14 protein-coding genes are annotated in these 22,976 nt (G+C 34.0%); 11 read left to right on the forward strand and 3 right to left on the reverse strand.

Going from position 1 to position 22,976, the window contains the following annotated elements:
* Positions 1 to 141 precede the first annotated feature (141 nt).
* Entirely contained in the window at positions 142 to 858 is a 717-nt protein-coding gene (locus tag QO182_RS16610) for a ribonuclease activity regulator RraA (RefSeq protein WP_371539844.1), read from the forward strand.
* 103 nt (positions 859 to 961) lie between these two features.
* Here the strand turns inward: QO182_RS16610 and QO182_RS16615 are convergent, their stop codons facing one another.
* A complete protein-coding gene (locus tag QO182_RS16615) occupies positions 962 to 2,497 on the reverse strand; it encodes an aldehyde dehydrogenase (NADP(+)) (RefSeq protein WP_371562892.1) in 1,536 nt (511 codons plus the stop codon).
* 348 nt (positions 2,498 to 2,845) lie between these two features.
* Here QO182_RS16615 and QO182_RS16620 point away from each other — a divergent pair, with 348 nt between their 5' ends.
* From QO182_RS16620 to QO182_RS16655, 8 genes are all read left to right on the forward strand, one after another.
* Entirely contained in the window at positions 2,846 to 5,107 is a 2,262-nt protein-coding gene (locus QO182_RS16620; protein ID WP_371562895.1) for an alginate lyase family protein, read from the forward strand.
* 6 nt (positions 5,108 to 5,113) lie between these two features.
* A complete protein-coding gene (locus QO182_RS16625; protein ID WP_371539853.1) occupies positions 5,114 to 5,473 on the forward strand; it encodes a cupin domain-containing protein in 360 nt (119 codons plus the stop codon).
* A gap of 370 nt (positions 5,474 to 5,843) precedes the next feature.
* Positions 5,844 to 6,707, forward strand: coding sequence for a polysaccharide lyase family 7 protein (locus QO182_RS16630; RefSeq protein WP_371539855.1), 864 nt, complete (start codon positions 5,844 to 5,846; stop codon positions 6,705 to 6,707).
* A 115-nt stretch (positions 6,708 to 6,822) separates the two neighbouring features.
* Positions 6,823 to 7,536, forward strand: coding sequence for a FadR/GntR family transcriptional regulator (locus QO182_RS16635; RefSeq protein WP_371539857.1), 714 nt, complete (start codon positions 6,823 to 6,825; stop codon positions 7,534 to 7,536).
* Between the two features lie 172 nt (positions 7,537 to 7,708).
* The gene (locus tag QO182_RS16640) at positions 7,709 to 8,992 is read left to right on the forward strand and encodes an MFS transporter (RefSeq protein ID WP_371539860.1); all 1,284 of its coding nucleotides are present in this window, start codon (positions 7,709 to 7,711) and stop codon (positions 8,990 to 8,992) included.
* Between the two features lie 61 nt (positions 8,993 to 9,053).
* Positions 9,054 to 9,818: an SDR family NAD(P)-dependent oxidoreductase gene (locus QO182_RS16645; RefSeq protein ID WP_371562898.1), complete on the forward strand. Its 765-nt coding sequence runs from the start codon at positions 9,054 to 9,056 to the stop codon at positions 9,816 to 9,818.
* Positions 9,819 to 10,182: 364 nt separating this feature from the next.
* Positions 10,183 to 11,205 (forward strand): PfkB family carbohydrate kinase, encoded by a 1,023-nt coding sequence (locus QO182_RS16650; protein WP_371562901.1) that lies wholly within the window; start codon positions 10,183 to 10,185, stop codon positions 11,203 to 11,205.
* Between the two features lie 14 nt (positions 11,206 to 11,219).
* Positions 11,220 to 11,888, forward strand: coding sequence for a bifunctional 4-hydroxy-2-oxoglutarate aldolase/2-dehydro-3-deoxy-phosphogluconate aldolase (locus tag QO182_RS16655; RefSeq protein WP_371562903.1), 669 nt, complete (start codon positions 11,220 to 11,222; stop codon positions 11,886 to 11,888).
* 253 nt (positions 11,889 to 12,141) lie between these two features.
* On the opposite strand, the gene QO182_RS16660 is transcribed toward QO182_RS16655, so the two are convergent.
* On the reverse strand, positions 12,142 to 13,734 hold the full coding sequence (locus QO182_RS16660; protein WP_371562906.1) for a RagB/SusD family nutrient uptake outer membrane protein: 1,593 nt from the start codon (positions 13,732 to 13,734) through the stop codon (positions 12,142 to 12,144).
* A gap of 65 nt (positions 13,735 to 13,799) precedes the next feature.
* Positions 13,800 to 16,985 carry a SusC/RagA family TonB-linked outer membrane protein gene (locus tag QO182_RS16665; RefSeq protein WP_371562909.1) on the reverse strand — a complete coding sequence of 1,062 codons (3,186 nt, stop codon included), beginning with the start codon at positions 16,983 to 16,985 and terminating at the stop codon, positions 13,800 to 13,802.
* Positions 16,986 to 17,780: 795 nt separating this feature from the next.
* On the opposite strand from QO182_RS16665, the gene QO182_RS16670 reads away from it, so the two are divergent.
* Both QO182_RS16670 and QO182_RS16675 read left to right on the forward strand, forming a co-directional pair.
* Positions 17,781 to 20,819: a SusC/RagA family TonB-linked outer membrane protein gene (locus QO182_RS16670; RefSeq protein WP_371562912.1), complete on the forward strand. Its 3,039-nt coding sequence runs from the start codon at positions 17,781 to 17,783 to the stop codon at positions 20,817 to 20,819.
* A gap of 23 nt (positions 20,820 to 20,842) precedes the next feature.
* Positions 20,843 to 22,396 carry a RagB/SusD family nutrient uptake outer membrane protein gene (locus tag QO182_RS16675; RefSeq protein WP_371562914.1) on the forward strand — a complete coding sequence of 518 codons (1,554 nt, stop codon included), beginning with the start codon at positions 20,843 to 20,845 and terminating at the stop codon, positions 22,394 to 22,396.
* Positions 22,397 to 22,976: the final 580 nt, after the last annotated feature.

Below are 22,976 nucleotides of genomic sequence, written 5' to 3' on the forward strand. Positions count from 1 at the left end.
AGCTTTTGGAGGGTCAATTATCCTTTCAATTAGTACTTACTTGTAGCGTATTTATCTAACAAAATAATTGGTTTTTTAATTTGGTTATCCACTATAACGTATATTTGTAGTATATATAATGTATTTAATTTTGAAACGCTTATGAATTTATTATCAGATGCAACCAGGGAGAAATTTAAAAAAGTTAGTACACCTACGATAGCGAGCTGTCTTTTTAAAAGAGGACTAAAAAATCAATTTATTCAAAATGTAAAGCCATTAAAATTGGGAAAACCGACCATGGTTGGTGAAGCCTTTACGTTGCGATACATTCCTGCACGTGAAGATTTGAATCCCATGGAAGTGTTTAGGGACCCAAAACATCCACAAAGAGTCGCGATTGAAGAGTGTCCAAAAGGCGCTGTATTAGTTATTGATAGCCGTAAAGATGCTAGAGCAGCTTCTGCTGGAGATATTTTGGTAACTAGATTGATGATGCGAGGGGGAGCTGGTATTGTAACTGATGGCGGATTTAGAGATTCTGCAGGTATTGCTAATCTGGATATGCCGGCTTATCATCAAAGACCTTGTGCGCCTACTAATTTAACTTTACATCAAGCTATTGACATAAATGTGCCAATAGGATGTGGTGATGTTGCTGTTTTTCCAGGAGATGTAATTGTGGGGGATGATGACGGAGTGATGGTAATTCCGTCTGAGATTGCTGATGAAGTTGCTGATGAATGTATTAAAATGACACTCTATGAAGACTTCGTTTTAGAACAAGTGGCTAGTGGTAAGTCCATAATAGGTTTATATCCTGCGACGGATGAAAGCAATCTAGTAACGTTCGAGACTTGGAAAAAAGACAGACAATAGTACTTATCGGAAAGGTTTTATAAACTATTTTAAATAATAGAAAAAAGGCACAAGCTTAAAACGATTCGTTTTGCTGTGCCTTTTTTAATTTTATATGGTATTGCTATTTAGTAAATTCTCCGTTCAGCAGTCTCCAAATAGTTAACGGATTGCCTTTTTTTAATGCTTCTGGCAAAAGGAAATCAGGATAATCCTGAAAGCAAATAGGTCTGGCAAATCGTTTTATTGCATTTGTCCCGACAGATGTTGATTGTGACGCTGTAGTCGCCGGATAAGGTCCTCCATGTACCATAGAATGACAAACTTCAACTCCTGTAGGATATCCGTTTAAGATTAAGCGTCCCACTTTTTTCTCTAAGATTGCAAACAGTTCGCCGTATTCAGCAAGATCTGCATCAGTACCAAAAATGGTTGCGGTAAGATGTCCTTTGAGGTTTTTAGCCGCTTCAAGAATTTCTTTTTTTGATTGTGCTTCGACAATGATATTAGATGGTCCAAAGTTTTCTTCTTCTAAAACTGAGTTTTCTAAGAATGCTTTTGCGCTTGTTTTTAAGATTTGTGCAACAGCGGTAGTTGGTTCGCTACTGGTTTGTCCTTTTCCTATTTCTTGAATTGTACTTAAGCTAAGCGTATTCTCTATTTTGGTGCTGTAAGCATTTCTGATTCCTGAGGTTAACATCGTTGCTGCTGAAACGCCACTTATTTTGTCGATTAAGATGGAATTGAAAGCACTAGCATTTTCTGATTGTTCAATAAAAGTAAGTCCGGGTGCGGTGCAAAATTGTCCGCCATTTAATGTAATTGAACCGGCTAAACCTATAGCAATTGTTTCTGATTTTTCTTCTAGAATTCGGGGTAGGATAAAGACTGGATTTGTGCTTCCCATTTCGGCAAAAACAGGTATGGGTTCCGGTCTTGCATTAGCAAGGTCAAACAAAGCTTTTCCACCTTTGAAAGAGCCTGTGAAGCCTACGGCTTTAATATCGGGGTGTTTTACTAATGATTCTCCCGCTTCATTTGTATTTCCTTGTACTAAGGAGAATATCCCTTCGGGCATTTGACAAAACTGAATTGCTTTATGAATCGCAGTAGCGACCATTTGCGAAGTGCCCGGATGCGCGGGATGTGCTTTAACTACTACTGGACAACCAGCTGCTAAAGCAGATACGGTATCTCCTCCGGCAACCGAAAAGGCTAATGGAAAGTTGCTCGCTCCGAATACGGCAACTGGCCCAAGTGGTATTAGCATGTGTCTAATATCTGGTTTAGGTGCGGGGATTCGGTCTGGAATTGCTGTGTCGATTCTGGCATCAATCCATGATCCTTCACGTACTACCTCTGCAAATAACTTCAGTTGATTTACTGTTCTTCCTCTTTCTCCTTGTAACCTAGCAAGTGGTAGAGCTGTTTCTAGGTGGCATCTTTCTAGAAGTGCATCCCCTAGATTTACTATTTCAATTGCAATTTGTTCTAAGAAAAGTGCAATAGAGTTAGAGTCCTTTTTTTTATAAGTGTCAAATGTATCTTTTGCTTTTTGAACTGCTTGATCCACTTCTTCTACTGATGCATTGATAAACATGCCTTCTAGTAGGGCGTTAGTTGCTGGATTTACTGCATAAAAGGTTTTAGTAGTACTCATTATTTTTGAGGTTTTATTATTTGTATTTATAGAATATGATGACTTTTTTTTACATTAATGTAAAAGAAAAGAGGAATAAATTGGGGATTGTTTTTTATTTTCTTAAAAAATAGATATATTTGGCAAACCAAATTGGTAAACCAAATATAAGGTTTAAAATAATAAAAAACAAACGTTAAACATTTCTGTTCTTATTGCGATGTTTTCGCATTATAAATAATAGTCAGGTAAATCAGAAAAACACAACGGATTTTGAGAGACGATGGAAAAAAAGTTTTCTAGCTAAATGCGACTTCGACTTTGAAATGAATAGTTCAGATATGGTATTAATTATAAAAAAAAATAATAATGAATTGCATTAAAGATAATTGGTTAAAAACGGCCGTTTTGGGATTGCTATTATTAGTATTTCAAAACGGAATCGCTCAAGGACATCCTAGCCTAGTGCTAACTAAAAAAGGAGTTCAGGAAATAAAAGCGCAATTAGGTAAAGTCCCTCTTTTTGATGCTTCGGTTGCTGAGGTTAAAAAAGAAGTAGATGCTGAAATGGCTTTAGGAATTGATGTGCCGTTGCCTAAAGATTTTTCTGGTGGATATACACATGAGCGCCATAAAAAGAACTGGTTGATGATGCAAAGAGCAGGTGTTTTATACCAAATTCTTGGTGATAAAAAATATGCAGTTTATGTAAAAGATATGTTGATGGCATACACTAAATTATATCCTACTTTACCATTACATCCTCAGGAGCGTTCTTATGCTCGTGGTAAATTGTTTTGGCAGGCATTAAATGATTCTAACTGGTTAGTATATGTAAGTCAAGCTTATGATTGTGTATATGATTTCATTGGAGCCAAAGACCGCGCGCTTATTGAGAAAGATTTATTCAAACCTTTTGCCGATTTTATTTCTACAGGTTCTCCTCAATTTTTTAACCGTGTACACAATCATAGTACCTGGGGGAATGTAGCTGTTGGTATGATTGCCTTAGTAATGGATGACGCCGAATTACTAGATAGAGCGTTGAATGGCCTTAAAGAAGATACTTTGCCGGTAGGGATGAAAGATAATGATGGTGGGTTAATAAAAAAAGAAGGTCAAAAAACAGGGTTTTTAGCAAATGTCGATGAACCTTTTTCACCAGATGGATATTATAATGAAGGACCTTATTATCAACGGTATGCGATGTACCCGTTTATGGTTTTTGCAGAAGCATTACAGAATACTAAACCTGATTTAAAGATTTTTGAATACAAGAACGGAATTTTAGTTAAATCTGTTTATGCATTGTTGAATTTGACAAATTCAGATGGAGAGTTTTTTCCTTTGAATGACGGTCAAAAAGGGATGTCGTATTATTCAAGAGAATTAGTTTCGGCTGTGGATATTGCTTATTTATATGGTGGTAGAGACGCTTCTTTGTTGTCTATTGCTGAAAAACAAGGGCGTGTGCAGTTAGATAATTCAGGTATGGCAGTGGCTTTAGGAGTTAAAAATAAATTGGCAAAGCCATTTGTGAAAAAATCGATTGACTTGTCTGATGGATCAGATGGGGAACAAGGTGGTGTGGCCATTATTCGAAATAAAACCAAAGATGATGAATTGACTTTGGTCATGAAATATGCCGCTCAGGGATCGAGCCATGGACATTTTGATAAATTGTCATTTTCATATTATAATAATAGTTCAGAGATTTTACAAGATTATGGTTTGGCACGATTTGTTAATATTGAACAAAAAGGCGGCGGAAATTATCTGAAGGAGAATTCTACTTGGGCAAAGCAAACTATAGCGCACAATACTGTTATTCAAAATGAAACTTCTCATTTTGATGGTGATTTTGAAAAGGGGACTCTGTTTTCATCCAAAAAATATTTGTTTGATGTCAGCAATCCTAAAGTTCAAATCATTAGTGCGACAGAAGATAATGCTTACCCTGGAACAAAAATGCATCGTACCATGGTGATGCTGGAGGCGGAAGGTTATCAAAGACCATTGTTATTAGATATTTTTCAAGTGGATTCAAAAACTGCAAATCAGTATGATTTACCGTTTTATTATTTAGGACAAATGATGACTGCTAATTTCAAGTATGAAACTCCTAAAACATTGGAGCCTTTAGGGAAATCATTTGGATACGAGCATTTGTGGAAAGAAGGAATAGGAAAAGCTGGAACAGGAAACACTAAATTCTCTTGGATGCATGATGGTAGTTTTTACACACTGACTTCGGCAACAAAGCCTGATGATGAGTTGTTATTAGTTCGTTTAGGAGCTAATGATCCTAGTTTTAATTTGCGAAGAGATGCAGGAATTATTATTCGTAGAAAAAATAGTCGAAAAGCCACTTTTGTCAATGTTATAGAAACACATGGAAGCTACAGTACTGTGACGGAGAATGCATTGAATGCTTCTAGTTCGGTTGCTAATGTTGAATTAGTGTATGAAGATAATAATTATGTAGCAGTAACTATCGAAAATAAAAATGGAAGTATTTCTTTGTTTATCTTAGCAACAGCAAATAATTCTGCAGATCAAAATCACACATTAGAAATAAAAGGAAAAACCCATTCATGGGTTGGAGCACATTATAGTTCAACAATTAAATAAATCAATATGCAAAGTTTTGGAGCAAGTAAAGAGTTTTTACTAGGAGATGAGATTGAGTGGGAAGTAGTAGGTGAAGGAGTGAAACGCAAAATCATGGGTTATGATGATACGATCATGCTAGTGAATGTGGATTTTAAAAAGGGAAGTATCGGGCCTTTGCACGAGCATTACCATGCACAAGTAACGTATGTAGTTAGTGGTGAATTCGAAGTAAGTATTGGTGATGATAAGAAATTGCTAAAAGGGGGAGACTGTTTTTATATTCCGCCTCATGTATTGCATGGTGCATTATGTTTGGCTGATGGTGTTTTGATTGATGTATTCAGTCCAATACGCGAAGATTTTATGAATAAAGAGCATTATTAGTTTAAATAAATATTTGGTTGGAGGTAAACCGCAAGGCATTCATTAGAATGTTTTGCGGTTATTTTTTTTTAAAGTTTTTCGAAGTTGTAAAAGCTAACATCGATACGCTTATTTAAAGTGCAAAAATAGTATTGTCTTTTAATTATATGCTAGAGGATATATTTAGGTTTGTAACACGTTCGTTGTCTTTCAATATGCTGAAAATTAAAAAATTAACACTATTTTAAAGGTTTATATAAATAAAAGAGACTTTTATTTTTTTTAATTGAAATTAGTTTCTATATTTGGTTCTCCAAAGTGGTTTACCAAACTGGTAGGTTATTAAACACTAGTTTCTTAAGCAAGTAAATTTTAAAATAAAATTATAAAAATGAATTTACAATTTTCAAAAATTGCACTTCTTACGTCATTAACTATCGCTACTGTTAGTTATGCTCAGGATAGAAAAGAGAAGAAGAATAAGACAAATATTGACTTGTCGCACTGGACAGTGACAACGCCAGGGGAAGACCCTAATAAGCCAGGTAAAACCTTAGATTTAGACTATCCTGAAATATTGGATTTTGCTTCAAATGATGCTATTAAAAAGTATATGTATGAAGACTTAAAAGATAGATCCATTGTTTTCTATGCTTATCCATCAGGGACATCAACGGCTAATAGTCATTTTTCAAGATCAGAGTTGAGAGAAACGATGACAGTAGGTGATAAAGATGTAAACTGGACTTTTGCTCAAGGAGGAAGAATGAAAGGGACTTATGCTATTGATCAAGTTTCTAAAGAGGACGACGGGAAGTACAGCCGCGTTATTATAGCGCAAATTCATGGTAGACTATCAGATGCACAACGAGATTTAATAGGTCAAAAAGACAATAATGCAGCTCCAATATTGAAAATTTATTGGGATCAAGGAAAGATTAGAGTGAAAACTAAAGTGCTGAAAAATCGTAATGCATCTTTAAAAGAAATGCTTTCAGCAGATGCTTGGGCTGACGATGAAGGGATTAATTTTAAAGAAAAAGTTGATTTTAACAAGTTTACCTTAGAAATTAAAGTTTCTGACGGAAGATTAGAAGTGATTCTAAATAATTCTGAATCCTTAGTTTATAATGACATTAATATTAAAAAATGGGGCGTTTTTGAGAATTATTTTAAGGCTGGAAATTATTTCCAATCGAAGAATGCAGGTTCATTTGCTAAAGTGAAAATATATTCTTTAGAAACATCTCATTAATAGAATTTTAATAGGTTGTTTTTTAAAATAGTACTTTTTAATTTCTATATTGTTTTTTTTTATAAATTTACCAACCAATCTGGTTAACCAGAGTTTTTAATTAAAATTAGGATGTATGAAGTTAGAAGTAATTGCCAGAAAAGATAATAAGGAATCCTTAAATGAGATCATTGGAAAAATTAGAGATTATATAAATTATAAAAATTTAGAACCACAGGATAAGCTTCCGTCAGAGCGTATGCTATCAGAAAAATTTGGGGCGAGTAGAAGTAGTGTTCGTGATGCAATCCAGAAATTGGAATTTTACGGTATACTAAAATCAATTCCTCAAAGTGGAACTTTTGTTGCAAACATTGGTAAAATAGCCATCAATGGTATAATAGATGACATTTTGAGATTGGGAACATCTGATTTTAAATCATTGGTAGAAACAAGGATTTTAATCGAATTGAAAACCGTTCGCCTAGCGGCTACTAGAAGAACTGAAGAAGATTTGGTAAACATCAAAGCGGCTTTAGATGCTTATGCAGACAAAGTAGTTACTGGTGAAGATGCGGTACAAGAAGATTTAATATTTCATTTGGCTATTGCCAAAGCGAGTGGAAACAGTACGATTAATAGTTTAATGTTAATCATTACTCCTGAAATTTTAACCAACTTCGAAAAATATCACGTTTGTGATAAAAATGAGAGTGATGGTCTCGAAAGGATTAAGGAACATACCGAGGTTTATGATGCCATTGTTAATCAAAATCCACAGTTAGCTAAACAAAAAATGAAGGAACATTTCAAAGCATTATATGAATATTGTTATAATGTAAAAGAATAATAAATGAAATAAGTCGTGAAAAATGTACTTAGTAGCTACAGTGCATTTAGAACTTAAAAAACAACTCTTTTTTAGATTTTAATACAAATTTCACCTTATTGAAAAATAGAGGTATAGGTATTTTTTGGCTTTTTTTAAAGCGAAAAAAAAGCTTAAAATAAACGGTAAAAATATGAAAGTAAAAGGATTAAGATGGTGGATTATAGCATTGATATGTTTAGCTACAGTAATTAATTATATAGATAGAACTGCATTTGGAATCATGTGGCCAGAGATGGGTAAAGATTTAGGAATGGATGAAGCTGACTATGCGATTATGCTAAATATCTTTATGATAACCTATGCGGCAGGAAAGTTTTTATCAGGGAAATTGTATGATATTATTGGAACTCGTTTGGGTTTTACAGTATCGATTATTTTGTGGTCTGTAGCTTCCATTTTCCATGCATTTGCCAGAGGATTATTTTCATTAACTCTTTTTAGAGGACTTTTAGGATTAGGTGAAGCGGGTAACTGGCCTGGTGCTGTAAAAAGTAATGGCGAATGGTTTCCAGTAAAACAACGAGCCATTGCGCAAGGTATTTTTAATGCTGGAGCTTCATTAGGTAGTGTTATTGCTCCCGTTCTTATTGCCTTTTTATATGGAGCATACGGTTGGAGAATGACTTATATCATCATTGGTGCTTTAGGAGTTTTATGGGTTATTCCGTGGTTGTTTATTAATAAATCAACACCAGCGAAGCACCCTTGGATTACTGAAGAAGAATTAAATCTTATTGTTGGTAGTAGTATTGCTGATAGTAGTAAAGTGGATCATGGTGCTGCTGTTGTAAAGGAAAAAGGTCTAAGCGTTGCAAGTATTTTAAAACATAAGGAAGCTTGGGGAGTATTAGTAGCTAGTTTTTTCATAGAGCCTATTTGGTGGTTGTTTGTGGGCTGGATGCCATTGTACCTTCATTCTGCTTATGGTTTTAGTATTGTCGAAATTGGTTCTACTATTTGGATATCCTATTTAGGAGGAATGGCAGGAAGTCTTGTAGGTGGATGGTATTGCGGAAAATTAATTGAAACAAAATCAGTTGATGCCGCAAGAAAAATTACGATTGGAATTGGTTGTGCATTGATTTTAGCGGGATTATTAGGAATTATCTTTTTCGTCGATGGAGAAAGCGCTATGTCGTTCATATACATTGTTGCTGTGGTACTTTTTGGTTTTCAATTTGCTATTGGAAACTTACAAACCTTATCAAGTGATTTGTTTAAAGGACCATCTGTGGGAACATTAGCCGGTTTAGCCGGAAGTGTTGGAGCAGTATCAGTAATTATCATGAACTGGTTGATACCAAAAATCACAACAGTTTCTTATACTCCAGCATTTATTATTATAGCGGTATTAGCTCCGTTGACTATAGGATCAATACTATTTTTAATAAAAAGAATACAGCCGGTAGCATAAAATAAATAGCATAAAAAATAGAGTAAAAAACAAGGATTTTAAATAATTAAAATAGAGTAAAATGGGTAAAGTAGAAGGAAAAATTGCAGTTATTACTGGTGCAACAGGAGGAATTGGTTTTGCAGTAGCTAAAAGATTAGGTAAAGATGGATATACTGTGATTTTGAACGGTATAGAAGATAAAGTTGGTGCTGAGAAAGTTGCAGAACTTACTGCTGCTGGAATCAAAGCTGAATATTACGGATTTGACATGACAAATGACGAAGAAGTAACTGCTAATATCACTAAAATTGGTGAAAAATATGGAAAAATTGATGTTCTTGTAAATAACACTGGTGGTATTGGTGTTAGAGCTAGATTTGAAGAAATGACAACTAAAGAATACAAATTCGTTATGGCTTTGAATCTTGATTCTGTATTTTATGCTTCAAGAGCTGCTATTCCTTTCCTTAAAAAAGGTGAAAATGCTTCAATTATTAACTATACTTCAAATGCTGCATGGAATGGTGGAGGACCTGGAGCTGGTATTTATGCAGTTTCTAAAGGAGGAGTACAATCGATCACTAGAGCTTTAGCTAAAGATTTAGCTGAATACGGAATTAGAGTAAATGCAGTATCTCCTGGTACAATTGATACTCCGTTTCACGCTCAAATTAAAGCGACTAAACCTGAAGTTTTTGCTTCTTGGAAAAGTAGTGTTTTATTAGGAAGACTTGGTGAGCCAGAAGAAGTAGCTAATGTAGTTGCTTTCTTAGCGAGTACTGATGCTTCTTTCATAACAGCAGAAACGATCCAAATTGGTGGAGGTCAAGCTCTAGGGATATAATTAATTTTTTATAAAATAAGGGACTTAAGGGATTTGAGTAAATGCTTTGAATCTAGGTATGATTGCAACTGATTTCACGATGAGATAATAAAAGATCAATTTCGTACAAATTTTGCAGCTGGAACACCATTAAGAGGAGGAGGAAATACTTGTGAGGTAGCAAATTTGGCTCCTGATGAATTCTCGTCATTAACTGGAAAGGACTGATATCGATAGAGATTTGGCTTTTAGCTAAAAATAAATTAAGTTACAACCTAAAAAAAAACGGTTGTTTTTAAACCGATTTAAGATAGAAAGCAAAGTTTTACTTTGCTTTCTATCTTTGTAGTTAATTGTTTTTTAATAAATTTTGAATTTAATAAAGATGAAAAAAGTGATCACTTTCGGTGAAATTTTACTCCGTTTATCGACCGATAGACATTTGAGATTCTCTCAAGCAGAATCTTTCAAGGCTACTTATGGTGGGGGTGAATTTAATGTGGCAGTTTCATTAGCCAATTATGGTATGACTGCAGATTATGTGACTAAGATACCTAATAATGAATTAGGAATTAGTGCCTTAAAAGAAATGCGTAAACTTAATGTAGGTTGCGACAATGTTTTGTTTGGTGGTGACCGACTGGGAATTTATTTTTTAGAAACAGGAACTAGCACACGTGCTAGTAACGTGATCTACGATAGAGCGAATAGTTCTATGGCTAATTTGCAAAAAGGAGAAATTAACTGGAGAGAAATCCTGAAAGGAGCGACTTGGTTTCATTGGAGTGGTATTACACCAGCTTTATCTCAAAATGCAGCCGAAGCTTGTTTAGAAGCAATCGAAATAGCTTATGAAATGGGCTTAACTATTTCAACCGATTTGAATTACCGTGCAAAATTGTGGACTTATGGCAAACAACCCAAAGACGTAATGCCAGAAATGTTAAAGTACAGTAATGTAATTCTGGGCGATATTGATACGGCTTATTTTATGTTAGGCTTAGATAAAGTGGATCCTGATTATACAAAAAGTGAGGCATTACCCGCTTTGTATGATAAAATTTTCGAACTCTGTCCTGAAATGAAATACGTAGCTACAACATTGCGTTATTCTGTAAGTGCTTCTCACCAAAGAATTGGTGGTGTCATGTATGATGGTAATAAATTGTACAATGCTGCTGTTCAAGAGGTGACTCCAGTTGTGGATAGAGTGGGTAGTGGTGATGCATTTATGGGTGGGTTAATTTATGGTTTGAATGAAGAACCTATGGACAAACAAAGAGCTTTGAACTTTGCTGTTGCAGCTTGTTGTTTGAAACACACTATTTCAGGAGATTATAATTTAGTAACTAAACCAGAAATTGAAAAATTACTATCGGGTGATTTCTCAGGAAAAGTTTCAAGATAAATATATAAAAAACTATGGCTCAATTTACAAGAATAGAAGTAGCAGAAGTAATGAAACAAACAGGAATTGTTCCTTTGTTTTATCATAAAGATGTAGAAGTAAGTAAAAAAGTTTTAAAAGCATGTTATGACGGAGGTGCCCGTTTGTTAGAATTTACTAGCAGAGGTGATTTTGCCTTCGAAACCTTCGGAGCTTTAAGCAAATATGCCATTGCCGAGCTTCCAGGAATGATTTTAGGAGTAGGTTCTGTAACAGATGCGGCAGCTGCTTCATTATACATGCAGTTAGGTGCTAATTTCATTGTGACACCAGTATTTAGGGAAGATATTGCAATTGCTTGTAATCGTCGTAAAGTATTATGGTCTCCTGGATGCGGTACATTAACTGAAATTGCAAGAGCAGAAGAATTAGGCTGCGAAATTGTAAAATTATTCCCTGGAGATATCTTGGGACCTGAATTTGTAAAAGGAATCAAAGGACCTCATCCCTGGACGTCTATCATGCCTACAGGAGGAGTTTCGCCAACAGTTGAAAACTTAACAGCTTGGTTTGAAGCAGGCGTGACTTGCGTAGGATTAGGTTCGAAATTAATCAAAGCTGATGCGGATGGTAATTTTGATTTAGAAAAAATAGAATCTCTAACAAGAAAGTGTATCGAAATTATTAGTGACCTTAGAAGCTAAAATTATTTAAGAATACCCCTTTAGTCGAAAGACTGATTCACTAAAAATCCCAACTTACATGTATTTGTAAGTTGGGATTTTTTTTTATCTGCCTCTAGCTAATTCGCTTCTGTAAAAATAATTATCAGGACAGCTTATGCCATAAAAAAAAACACCCAATAACTTCTTGTCGAGGAAAACAAGGGTCATTGAGTGTTACAAAAACAAAACTCCAAAACTAACTTCTATTTAAATTTAATAAAAACATTTATGTTTAGTAACCAGGATTCTGAGTAATTGCATTTTTAGTGTTTGTTACAATTTCAACATTTGGAATTGGTGATAACTCAAATTTTGGATCATCAACTTTTGCTTGTAGTTGTGCAGTTGTATATGGATTGTTAAACTGTGTGTAGTAAGTACTCATTAATAAAAAGTGATTTTTCATAACAGCTTTAGCATTTACTGTTGGCATTGTCGTTGTAAAACGCAACAAGTCAAACCATCTTTGATCTTCCATAGCAAATTCCCATCTTCTTTCGTTTGCAACCGCTTTTTCAAAGTTTGCTTGTGTGCTTACGTTTGCGGCAGTTATAGCGGTTGTAATTGATCTCGTATGCACTTGGTTTAAATAACCTAAAGTAGTTGCGTTATAAACACCTACAGCTTCACAATACATCAACAATACGTCGCTATATCTTAATACAGGCCAATCTAATTCAGAGTCATTTTGACTAGCAACCGCTATATTATGTTTTCCTGACCAGAATAACTGAGAAGTAGCAGGTGTAGCAGTCTTTGTTTTTATATTAAAAGCTCTTCTTGTATCAGTACTCGCATAAGAGGTGTACAGTTCTGGAGTTGGGTTGTTGTATCCACCTCTTGTTCCAGTTGGGTATACTAAACCACTTATTTTTTGATCTGTTGTACTTGAAAATAAATTCGATAAAGATTTACCGTACCCTAATGATCCGGATTTAAAGCGAATAGCAAAAAGAATTTCAGCATTTAATTCATTAGTAGATGAGAATACATCGGCATACGGAGTAGTGCCGGCTGTAAGAAGACTATGCCCACTACCAGAAATTACATCAGTTAATAAAGGTAGTGCATCTGACTTTTGACCTAAAGTAAGATATACCTTAGCTAACAATGCCTCTGCAGCCCATTTAGTTGCAGCTCCACCAGTTCCTGCTGTTGCAGCATATTTTGCAGTAGTACAGTTGTCTTTTGCGTTTTTTAAATCCGCAATTATGAATTTATAAATATCTGCAACACTTGATCTAGAAAGCAATAATGCTTCATCTGGTGTAACAATTTTATCTAACAAAAATACACCTCCATAGGTTCTTACTAGATTAAAATAGTGATATGCACGCATAAAGGAAGCTTCCCCGGCAATTCTTTTTCTTTCAGAAACTGACAAAGGAAAAGTACCGCTAATCGTTCCATAATCAATCGTTCCAGCTGATTTATTGTAAGTAACACCAAGTGCGTCCTCTAAACCATTAATACTACGTATGCTTGTGTAAGTTGTCGCCCAATACTGCTCGATAAACAAATCAAATGAAGGCGCCTCAAAAACATCATTACTTATTATTTGTAAATTTTGAGGATTAGTAGTTCCATAGTTATTAAGGTAGGTATTGTCTGAGCGTACTTCAGTTAACATCCATTCATAAGCTATAGGTGCTCTTAAAGTACTATAGCAACCATTTAACCCAACAGTAAAATCAGATGTGGATTTGTAAAAGTCCGATTGAGTTGGCGTATTTACGTTTTCAACGTCTAGGCTGTCTGAACAACTTGCTAGTGAAAAAACCGAAAATAAAATAAAGAGTTTATTTATTTTGTTGTAATTTTTCATATTTATATTTTTAAAAAGTTCTAAAAAATTCATTAAAACGATTCCGTTTCTTATCAATTATTTTATTAAAAACCAATTTCTACACCAAATAGAACCGTTTTTTGTATTGGGAATCCACCTCTTTGATATCCATCAATTAACGGACTTGTTTGTGATGTTCTAGCTTCGATGTTAATACCTTTATAGCTATTGTTGTTCACAAATAATAAATTTTGTCCTGTTAAAGAAAATCTTAAATTAGATAATTTAAGTTTTGACGCATCAAAATTATACCCAAGAGCAACTTCTCTTAATGTAAAGTAGGTAGCATCTTCTACAGCAGCATCAGTAAATAAAGGGTTAACTCCATTTGTTAAGTAAGGTGTCTTACCATCTCCTGGATTACTAGGACTTACCCATCTATTCCCCATATAATTTGTTACTCTTTCTTTGATTTCGTTATAATTAACATCACCATTGATTAAATCTCCTCCAATAACTCCTTGTAATGTGAAATTTAAATCTAGGTTTTTGTACTTAAAGTAGTTTGTAAAACCCCAAGTCAAATCTGGATAAGGATTTCCTAAAATAACGCGGTCTTTAGTGTCGATTACTTTATCCCCGTTTACATCGACAATTTTCAATCCACCTTCTACAAGATCACCTGTTAAGGTAGAAGTTAAACCAGCAGCTTTGGCAGCATTAATATCGGCAGTACTATTCCATACACCATCTGTTTTGTAGCCAAAGAAGCTAATTAATGGTTGTCCTACGATAGCGTAGTTGTTTAATCCATTTCTACCATCAATTGTAGGTGATATTAAAGATGTTTTATCTCCTAGTTCGGTAATTTTATTTTTAGCTTGTGAAATGTTAAAGTCAGTAGTCCAAGTAAAATCTTTTGTTTTAATATTTACAGTAGATAGCTCAACTTCAAATCCTCTATTTTGTAAACTACCTGCATTTGTAATTATAGAGCTTGATCCTGTTATTAATAGCGCTGAATTTTCAAGTAATAATTTTTCAGTATTCGATTGAAAAACATCAATATTTAAGTTTACTCTACTTTTAAACATAGACAAGTCAAATCCTAAGTTGGTAGAGAACGTTCTTTCCCAAGTGATGTCTTTGTTACTGTAAACACTCGCTAAATTTGCAAGTCCAGTTGAAACAGTACCGTTTCCTATACCGCTTACATAGTTAGAACTATTTAATGTTGATTGGTATAAAAATGGTGTAATAGCATTGTTTCCAGTAGCTCCATAAGAAGCTCTAAATGCTAATCTATTGATAGCTGTAACATCTGCTAAAAAGTTTTCTTTTGATACTACCCATCCTAAAGAGACCGCTGGGAAACCTCCCCATTTGTTACCTACGTCAAATAATGAGCTTCCGTCAGTACGATAACTAGCACTAAGTAAATATTTGTTTTTGTAGGCATAATTTAATCTTCCAAGGAATGATGTTAAACCTGTAGTGATGTTTGATTGAACAGGTTGTAAAATAACTGTAGCATAGTTTAAATTACGAATGCTTTCACTTGAAAATGTAGTACCTGCAGTTACTAGTGACTTAGTATTTGTAGTTTCATAGGTAGCACCAGCTAAGGCTGTGAAATCATGATTTCCAACAGTTTTGTTGTAATTTAAAGTGTTCTCAGTTAAGAAATCGTAAAAATGGGAACTTGTGTAAGTCGCATAATTTGGGTTTCCAAATCTAGCTGCATTTGTTTCACCAGTTTGTGTTCTTTCTGAATTTCTAAAGTAAATACTTTGAGTCGTTTTGAAGGACAAACCTTTAGATACGTTAAAAGTTAATCCAGCACTTCCTTGAAAACGGAAATCATTTGTGTGATCGTCTTGCTGAGTTAAATTACGAATAGGATTTGTATTCGATGTATTAAAAGGTCTGTTGTTTGTATTGTTAGATACTGTATAAGGGTTTCCTTGTGGATCTATACTTGAGTATGATATTCCTGAAAAATCATCATCCTCTGCAAAATCTCCTGCTTTTATGTTTCTAGTAGGGTCTTGTGCGTTAATGTAATTGGCAGTTTTTTGAGTATGATAAACTGGCATAAAACTTGGGAACCTAGCAAAATCTATAAAGTTAGCAGCAGGCTTTTCAGTTTGAGTATTCGAAGGATTCAAATTAACGTTTAATTTAATTTTATCTGTTAATTGAGAATCAAATTTAAATCTGAAATTTAATTTTTGGTAATTACTTTTCAACATCAAACCTTGATCATTCTGATATCCTGTTGAGATGTAGAAGCTATTTTTCTTACTACCACCAGACACATTGAATTGTAAATCTTGGTAAAAGGCAGTTCTTAATGCTTCATCTTGCCAATCTGTTCCTTTACCATCTAAAAGTTCTTTTTCGATAGCATATTGAGATTGAAATTTACCCAAAGATCCAATAGTATTTGCAAGAGTAGTTCCTCCAGTCCATAATGGATCGTTAATACGTAAAGCAGATTCAGCATATAATAAATTTACATATTCTGTTGTGCTCATAACATCATAAGTTTTAGAAGCGCTTTTGATACCTGTTGTGTTACTAAATTTAAATTTAGTTTTACCTTCCTTACCTTTTTTTGTTGTAATTAAGATTACTCCTCCTGCACCTCTAGATCCGTAAATAGCAGCAGATGCAGCATCTTTTAAAACCTCAACCGATTCTACATCAGCGTTGTTTACAGATCCCATTCCGTCAGCCATAGGTTGTCCATCTACCACGATTAGTGGTCCAGAACCAGCATTAACAGAACTAATACCTCTAATGTTTATTTGAGAAGTAGCTCCTGCTTCTGATGATATGTTTTGTACTCTAACACCCGCAATTTTTCCTTGAATTGCTTGATCTAAACGTGATACTGGTGCATTCTCAATTTTATCGCTCTTCAATTTAGCTACAGATCCTGTAACGCTGGAACGTTTTTGTGTTCCGTATCCTACTACAACTATTTCGTTAAGGACATTGTTAGCTTCCTGTAATGAAACATTAATGACTGTGTTTTTACCCACTAGAACTGATTTTGTATCAAATCCTAAATAAGAAAAGCTTAGTGCTGACTTTGCACTATTTGCTACTACTGAATATTTCCCGTCTAAATCAGTTACGATACTATTGCCATCGACAGAAACAGTGGCATTGGGAATAGCTTGACCAGTATTATCAACAACTTTTCCTGATATTTTAATTTTATCAGTCTGAGCATTCATAATAGATGAGAAAACCAGGAGAAACATTAAAATCGTTTTTTTCATAATTTAATCCTTTTTGTTAGTTTTTTTTGTTTGAAATAGCCTTTCAATTTTTATTGCTACATCGATTGAGTATGTTTAAAATATTGAGTCTTGATTTTAATTAAAACTAAACAACCAAACTGGTTAACCAATCAACAAAGCGAACTTAACTTTTTTTTAACCAATAAAAAATAGGAAAGGATAGAAAAATTTAAAAAAATGAAATAAAAAACACAATTCGTTATTATTATTAAATTCCATTACATAATTGTATTTAAAATACGGATTTTATTGATTTTAATTTATGTATAGAAGCGTTTTACATGCTGTAAAAGGCTCTGTAATTGACAGTAATATAGGAAATAGACTGTTAATTAAATTATTTATCTTAAAAATTACTAAAATTTTGAAATCTGGTAAACCAGTTGATGAAAAAGCGATTTTAAATTAGCCAGACTTTAGAAATGAAAAACATTCTTAAACCTTTTATAGTCTACGATGAGTTGCTTTCTACGTCTATTTCTAAAAAGCTCATTTTTTATGCTAAAAGAGCAATTTTTTACTCGTTTTTTTTTAATTATTGGTTTTTTAATCCCATTATTTTGAATAAACAGCAAAAATATTTTTTTTAACAAAAAAATAATACATATATTTGGTGAATCAGATTGGTAAACCAGATTGGTGCGTCAATTTTCAGGATTCAATATTATTTAATTACTAACCAATAAAATATTACTTCTAAATGAAATGCAAAATTTAATTTAAAAGGATTGTTTAATCCTTTAGTTAACTAATTTAATCACAAACAAATTGACCATGAATTTAAAAATTAAACTAACATTAATGCTACTATTGATATTCAATGTATCATTATTTGCACAAGACGGATATAAAATATCTGGTACGGTATCAGATGAGGGAAAAATGCCAATTCCTGGTGCCAACGTAATTGTTGCCAAAACGACAAATGGAGTGGTAACTGACTTCGATGGAAATTTCCAATTGGAAGTTAAGCGTGGAGATGTACTCCAATTTTCGTATTTAGGTTATGTAAAGCAATCTATTACTATAACAAATCAAAAGACACTTAATATAATTATGGTTGAGAATGAAAGTCAACTTGACGAGGTTGTCGTTGTTGGTTATGGTTCTCGAAAAAAGAGTGATATCACTGGAGCTGTATCTTCGATTAAGGCCGAAGAAATAAATGCATTTCCTGTAGCAGACGCAGCTCAAGCTCTTCAAGGACGTGCAGCTGGTGTAGTTGTTCAATCTAATAATGGTGGTGAGCCAGGAGCGCCTATCGCTATAAAAATTAGAGGTAACACTTCTATTGGTGCAAGCAGTTCTCCTCTTATTGTGGTAGATGGTTTTGTGGGAGCGACTATGCCACAGGCTAGTGATATTGAATCTATTGAGGTTTTAAAAGATGCCTCGGCAACTGCTATCTATGGTTCTAGAGGTTCTAATGGGGTGGTTATGGTTACTACTAAAAAAGGTAGAAATGGAAAATTAACTGTTGAAATGAATAGTACCTATGCTACTCAAAATACTGCAAACAGAATAGACTTATTAAATGCAGATGATTTTGCGACTTATCAAAATAGGATAATTACGAATGGTGGTGGTAGTACTCCATATGTTCAAGGAACTGCAAATACAGATTGGCAGGACTTAATTTATAGAGGTGGTAGTACAGCGAATCATCAACTTTCTTTTTCTGGAGGTTCCGATAAAATTAATTTTTATGCTTCTGGTAATTATTTTAAACAAGATGGTATTATAATTAATTCTGATTTTGAAAAAGCAACGTTCTTAACAAACGTAGATGCACAAGTGACTGACAAATTAAAATTAGGGCTTAATCTTTTTGGAAGTAGAGCAATTAAAAATGGAGTTGCTACCCAATCAAACGGGTCAGTTTCTGGAGGTGGAGATGATGTGATCACATTAGCAATGAGAATGGCGCCAGATAAACCAATAAGAGAGGCAGACGGAAGTTTTTCTACAAATGATAAAATAGGGGACGAAGTTGATAACCCGTACGCTGTTGCAACGGAGAGAATAGACAATACTAAAACGGATAACTTTAGAGCAAATTTTTATGCCAACTATGATATTATAGAGGGACTAGCTTTTAAAACTACTTTTGGTTTAAGTAATGAAAATAGAACTAGAGGAATTTTTCTTCCATCAACATTAATAAAATCAGGTTCCGGTGGAGGAAGAGCTACAATCGAAAATTACCGAAATTCAAATATTTTGAGTGAAAATTATTTGACTTATAAAAGAGAAATAGGTAAAGGAGATTTAACGCTATTGGCAGGGTATTCTTATCAAAAAAATGTAACAGAAAGATTTTCTGCTGGGGCGAGTGGTTTTCTTTCCGATAGTTTTTCTTTTTACAATCTAGGGAATGGAGCAACTTATTTACAACCAAGTTCTTCTTTAAGCGAGTGGGAAATTCTATCTCAATTTGCTAGAGCAAATTATGATTATAATGATAAATATCTATTAACTGCTACGGTAAGAAGAGATGGAGCATCAAATTTTGCAGCCAATAATAAGTATGCTATTTTTCCTTCAGGTGCAATAGGTTGGAAAGTATCAAAAGAAGACTTTTTGAAAGATAATGAAACTATTTCCAACTTAAAATTAAGAGCAAGTTATGGTGTTACGGGTAACCCATCAATTGCCCCGTACCAATCCTTAGCAAGTTATTCAAGTATTTATGCTTCTAGTAATGGACAAACTGTAAATACGATTACGCCATACCAACCGGCTAATCCAGACTTGAAATGGGAATCTTCATACCAAACAAATTTTGGTGTAGATTTAGGGTTGCTAAATAACAAGGTATCGCTTTCGTTAGACTATTATAACATTGACACTAAAGACTTAATTTTAGAAAACACGGGTTTACCTCAAACTTTAGGTTACCTTAATGATAAAATTTTAGCTAATCTAGGAGAGATTAATAATAAAGGATTTGAAATTACTTTGAACACTAAAAATATTACTAATAACAATTTTAGTTGGACTACGGATTTTAATTTGTCTTCTAATAAAAACAAAGTAGTAAAATTAGTAAAAGGTATTGATTTGTTTGATAATGCCGCTCCAAGTTATATGTCAGGTACTATTAGTAACACTTCTATTTTAAGAGTAGGTGAAGAAGTTGGACTTTTTTGGGGATATGAATATAAAGGGGTTTATCAAGGAGGTGCTTTACCTGCAGGAACACTTACTTTACCAGGTGGTGTAGCAGGAGATCCATTATTTGCAGATACTGATGGTAATACTAAACTTGAAGCAGCGGATAAAACGATAATAGGTAATCCTAATGCAGATTATACTTTTGGTATAACTAACAACTTTAGCTACAAAAATTTTGATTTGAACATCTTTTTCCAAGGTTCTCAAGGTGGAGATATTTTTAATATGACTAATGTACAGTTGTTTAATGGTGATTCAAATACGACTCAAGACTTTTTTAATAATGCTTGGACTCCTACCAATACCGACACAAACACACCTCGTGTTGGAAATAATAGTAATAGAGAGATATCTTCTCGTTTTGTAGAAGATGGTAGCTATATTAGATTGAAAAACATAGCGATAGGGTATAATTTTCCATCGACAATTATTGAAAGTTTAGGTGTAGAAAACCTAAGATTGACGGTAAGCGCGCAAAATTTATTGACTTTTACAAAGTATTCTGGTTTAGATCCTGAGGTGAATTATTTTGGAAGAAGTGGTGATAATAGCAGATCGTCTAATACCGTTCAAGGGTTTGATTTTGGAAATTATCCAACAGTTAGATCTGTAAATATTAGTCTTAATTTGAAATTTTAATCAAATAATTAAAAATATAAAATATGAAAACATATAAATATTTAATCCTGCTATTGGTAGGTTTATCAATCGTCGGATGCTCAAATTTAGAAGAAGAGCCTGTAGGTTTGTTGTCACCGGAAGGTTTTTTTAGCACTCCAAAAGATATACAAACAGCAGTGAATGCTACTTATGGGCACATGATTAACGAACAGTTTTGGGGAAGAAAACAAGCCATAGCATTAATGTTACGTTCTGATATGGTGGATCTTGCATCTACAGAAACAGAAAGAATGGAGATGAACAATCTTACTACTTTGACTGATAATAAAATGATTGACAACTTTTGGCCAAGATCGTATCAAGCAATTGCTGCTTGTAACGAGGCTATTGCAGGTGCTACGCATGTAGATGTAGCTGATGCGGTTAAAAATCCAATTACGGCACAAGCTCATTTTTTAAGAGCGTTTATGTATTTTCATCTAGTAAGACAGTTTGGAGCTGTTCCTTATATGGATAGTCCAGCAATACCAGCATCGGCAACTATAAGTAGAGCACCAGCAGCACAAGTGTATGATAATATTATCGCTGATTTGGAATATGCAATAACTTGGTTACCCAATACAACGACATCAAGAGCAATACCCTCAAAAGCAGCAGCACATTCTTATCTGGCTTTAGTGTATTTAACAATGGCAGGGAATACAGATAATGCTGTGCTTTTAGGAAAAGCATTCAGTGAAGCTAAACATGTGATTGATAATAAAGCACTTTATAACTTAGATTTAGATGGAGATTTTCAAAATTTATTTAATGCCAATAAAATCGATGCTTCTAAAGAACCAATATTTGCATTAGATTATAATAATTTTGAGGGGTCTGACAATGGTTATGATCAATTGGCGCCAATGACGGGTATTAGAGGAGACGATAGAAATCAAGGTGGAGGTTGGTCTGTTGCTGTTCCAGCTCTTAAAGTATATACAACTTGGAATGCAAACGATTATAGAAGAGCAGTAAGTATGTCTGATGGAGCATCAATTAATGGGACATTAGTGCCTTATACTAACTTTACGATAAGTGGCCATAAGTTTGCTAAAAATCAACCTTATATCGCTAAATACGATCGTTATCCAGGAGCATTTGCTCGTATAAATGCTAGAGCAACAAGTCATAACTATTCTATGATTCGCTATGCAGAGGTATTATTAATTGCTGCCGAAGCATCTATAACAACTAATAATGCATTAGCACGTACTTATATCAATGAGGTAAGAGCTAGAGCTAGAAAAGGTGGTGCAACTCAGAAAGGTGGTGTTGAAGTTACAGTTGGTGCAAATGCTTTACCGGCAGACCTTACTGGAGCAGTTACTGTTGCAGATGTATTAGAAGAGCGTAGATTAGAGCTTGCTTTTGAAGGTATAAGATGGTATGACATTGTTAGAAGAAAAATGGGCGGTGCGCCATATAACGTATTTAGTGCTTCTGGATTAGAAGGTGCTAAAGCAGGTTTTACTGATGATGATTATTTACTACCAATACTTGCAAATGAGATAACAAGAAATCCTAACTTATTGCCTCAGAATCCTGGATACTAGGGTTGAAATAATTTTTAAAAATTTAGTTTTCTTTGGGTTTATTGTATTAAATCAGAGCTAAATGTTTGTAATAAACAAATCGTTCTTTAAGAGAAACTAGTACAAAAATAGGGGTTGTTAAAAATAATCCCCAAAAATAGAATTAGTTGATTAGTTTTGTTTTTAGTAGATATACCGACTTGAATTTTAGGTCGGTATATTTTTTTTGATATGTAGGTAAAGTTTTAAAAAGGTCGCTTCTTAACAGTTAAAATAACCATGACGACTATCCAGTACTAAATTTTGCTAAATCAACACTGTAGCTCATTTTAAGCAGGCTCTATGCCTCTGTGAAACATCAGAGGTTTGAATGATATGACTTCGTAAAATCAAGTCGGCTAAAAAGTTTGTTCGGATCTAATATTGACAAGCTCTATTAACAGGATTGTTGATAAAAGCTAAAAGTAAAAGAATAGGTTTTAATAACGGTAAGTTATAGAATGAAAAAAGAATAGCCACTAATTTGGAAAAACCGGTCAAATTGACCACCCAATTCCAGTGCAAATTGACCACCAGTTCCGGAGTAAACTGACCACCCTAT

It is taken from the genome of Flavobacterium sp. Arc2, assembly GCF_041431385.1.
Classification (GTDB): Bacteria; Bacteroidota; Bacteroidia; order Flavobacteriales; family Flavobacteriaceae; genus Flavobacterium.

Excerpts from the sequence above, each read along its gene's own strand:
- QO182_RS16655 (WP_371562903.1), top strand. The coding sequence starts at position 11,220 with ATGGCTCAATTTACAAGAATAGAAGTAGCAGAAGTAATGAAACAAACA.
- QO182_RS16640 (WP_371539860.1), top strand. The coding sequence starts at position 7,709 with ATGAAAGTAAAAGGATTAAGATGGTGGATTATAGCATTGATATGTTTA.
- QO182_RS16665 (WP_371562909.1), bottom strand. The coding sequence starts at position 16,985 with ATGAAAAAAACGATTTTAATGTTTCTCCTGGTTTTCTCATCTATTATG.
- QO182_RS16650 (WP_371562901.1), top strand. The coding sequence starts at position 10,183 with ATGAAAAAAGTGATCACTTTCGGTGAAATTTTACTCCGTTTATCGACC.
- QO182_RS16625 (WP_371539853.1), top strand. The coding sequence starts at position 5,114 with ATGCAAAGTTTTGGAGCAAGTAAAGAGTTTTTACTAGGAGATGAGATT.
- QO182_RS16620 (WP_371562895.1), top strand. The coding sequence starts at position 2,846 with ATGAATTGCATTAAAGATAATTGGTTAAAAACGGCCGTTTTGGGATTG.
- QO182_RS16630 (WP_371539855.1), top strand. The coding sequence starts at position 5,844 with ATGAATTTACAATTTTCAAAAATTGCACTTCTTACGTCATTAACTATC.
- QO182_RS16615 (WP_371562892.1), bottom strand. The coding sequence starts at position 2,497 with ATGAGTACTACTAAAACCTTTTATGCAGTAAATCCAGCAACTAACGCC.
- QO182_RS16660 (WP_371562906.1), bottom strand. The coding sequence starts at position 13,734 with ATGAAAAATTACAACAAAATAAATAAACTCTTTATTTTATTTTCGGTT.
- QO182_RS16670 (WP_371562912.1), top strand. The coding sequence starts at position 17,781 with ATGAATTTAAAAATTAAACTAACATTAATGCTACTATTGATATTCAAT.
- QO182_RS16635 (WP_371539857.1), top strand. The coding sequence starts at position 6,823 with ATGAAGTTAGAAGTAATTGCCAGAAAAGATAATAAGGAATCCTTAAAT.
- QO182_RS16645 (WP_371562898.1), top strand. The coding sequence starts at position 9,054 with ATGGGTAAAGTAGAAGGAAAAATTGCAGTTATTACTGGTGCAACAGGA.
- QO182_RS16610 (WP_371539844.1), top strand. The coding sequence starts at position 142 with ATGAATTTATTATCAGATGCAACCAGGGAGAAATTTAAAAAAGTTAGT.
- QO182_RS16675 (WP_371562914.1), top strand. The coding sequence starts at position 20,843 with ATGAAAACATATAAATATTTAATCCTGCTATTGGTAGGTTTATCAATC.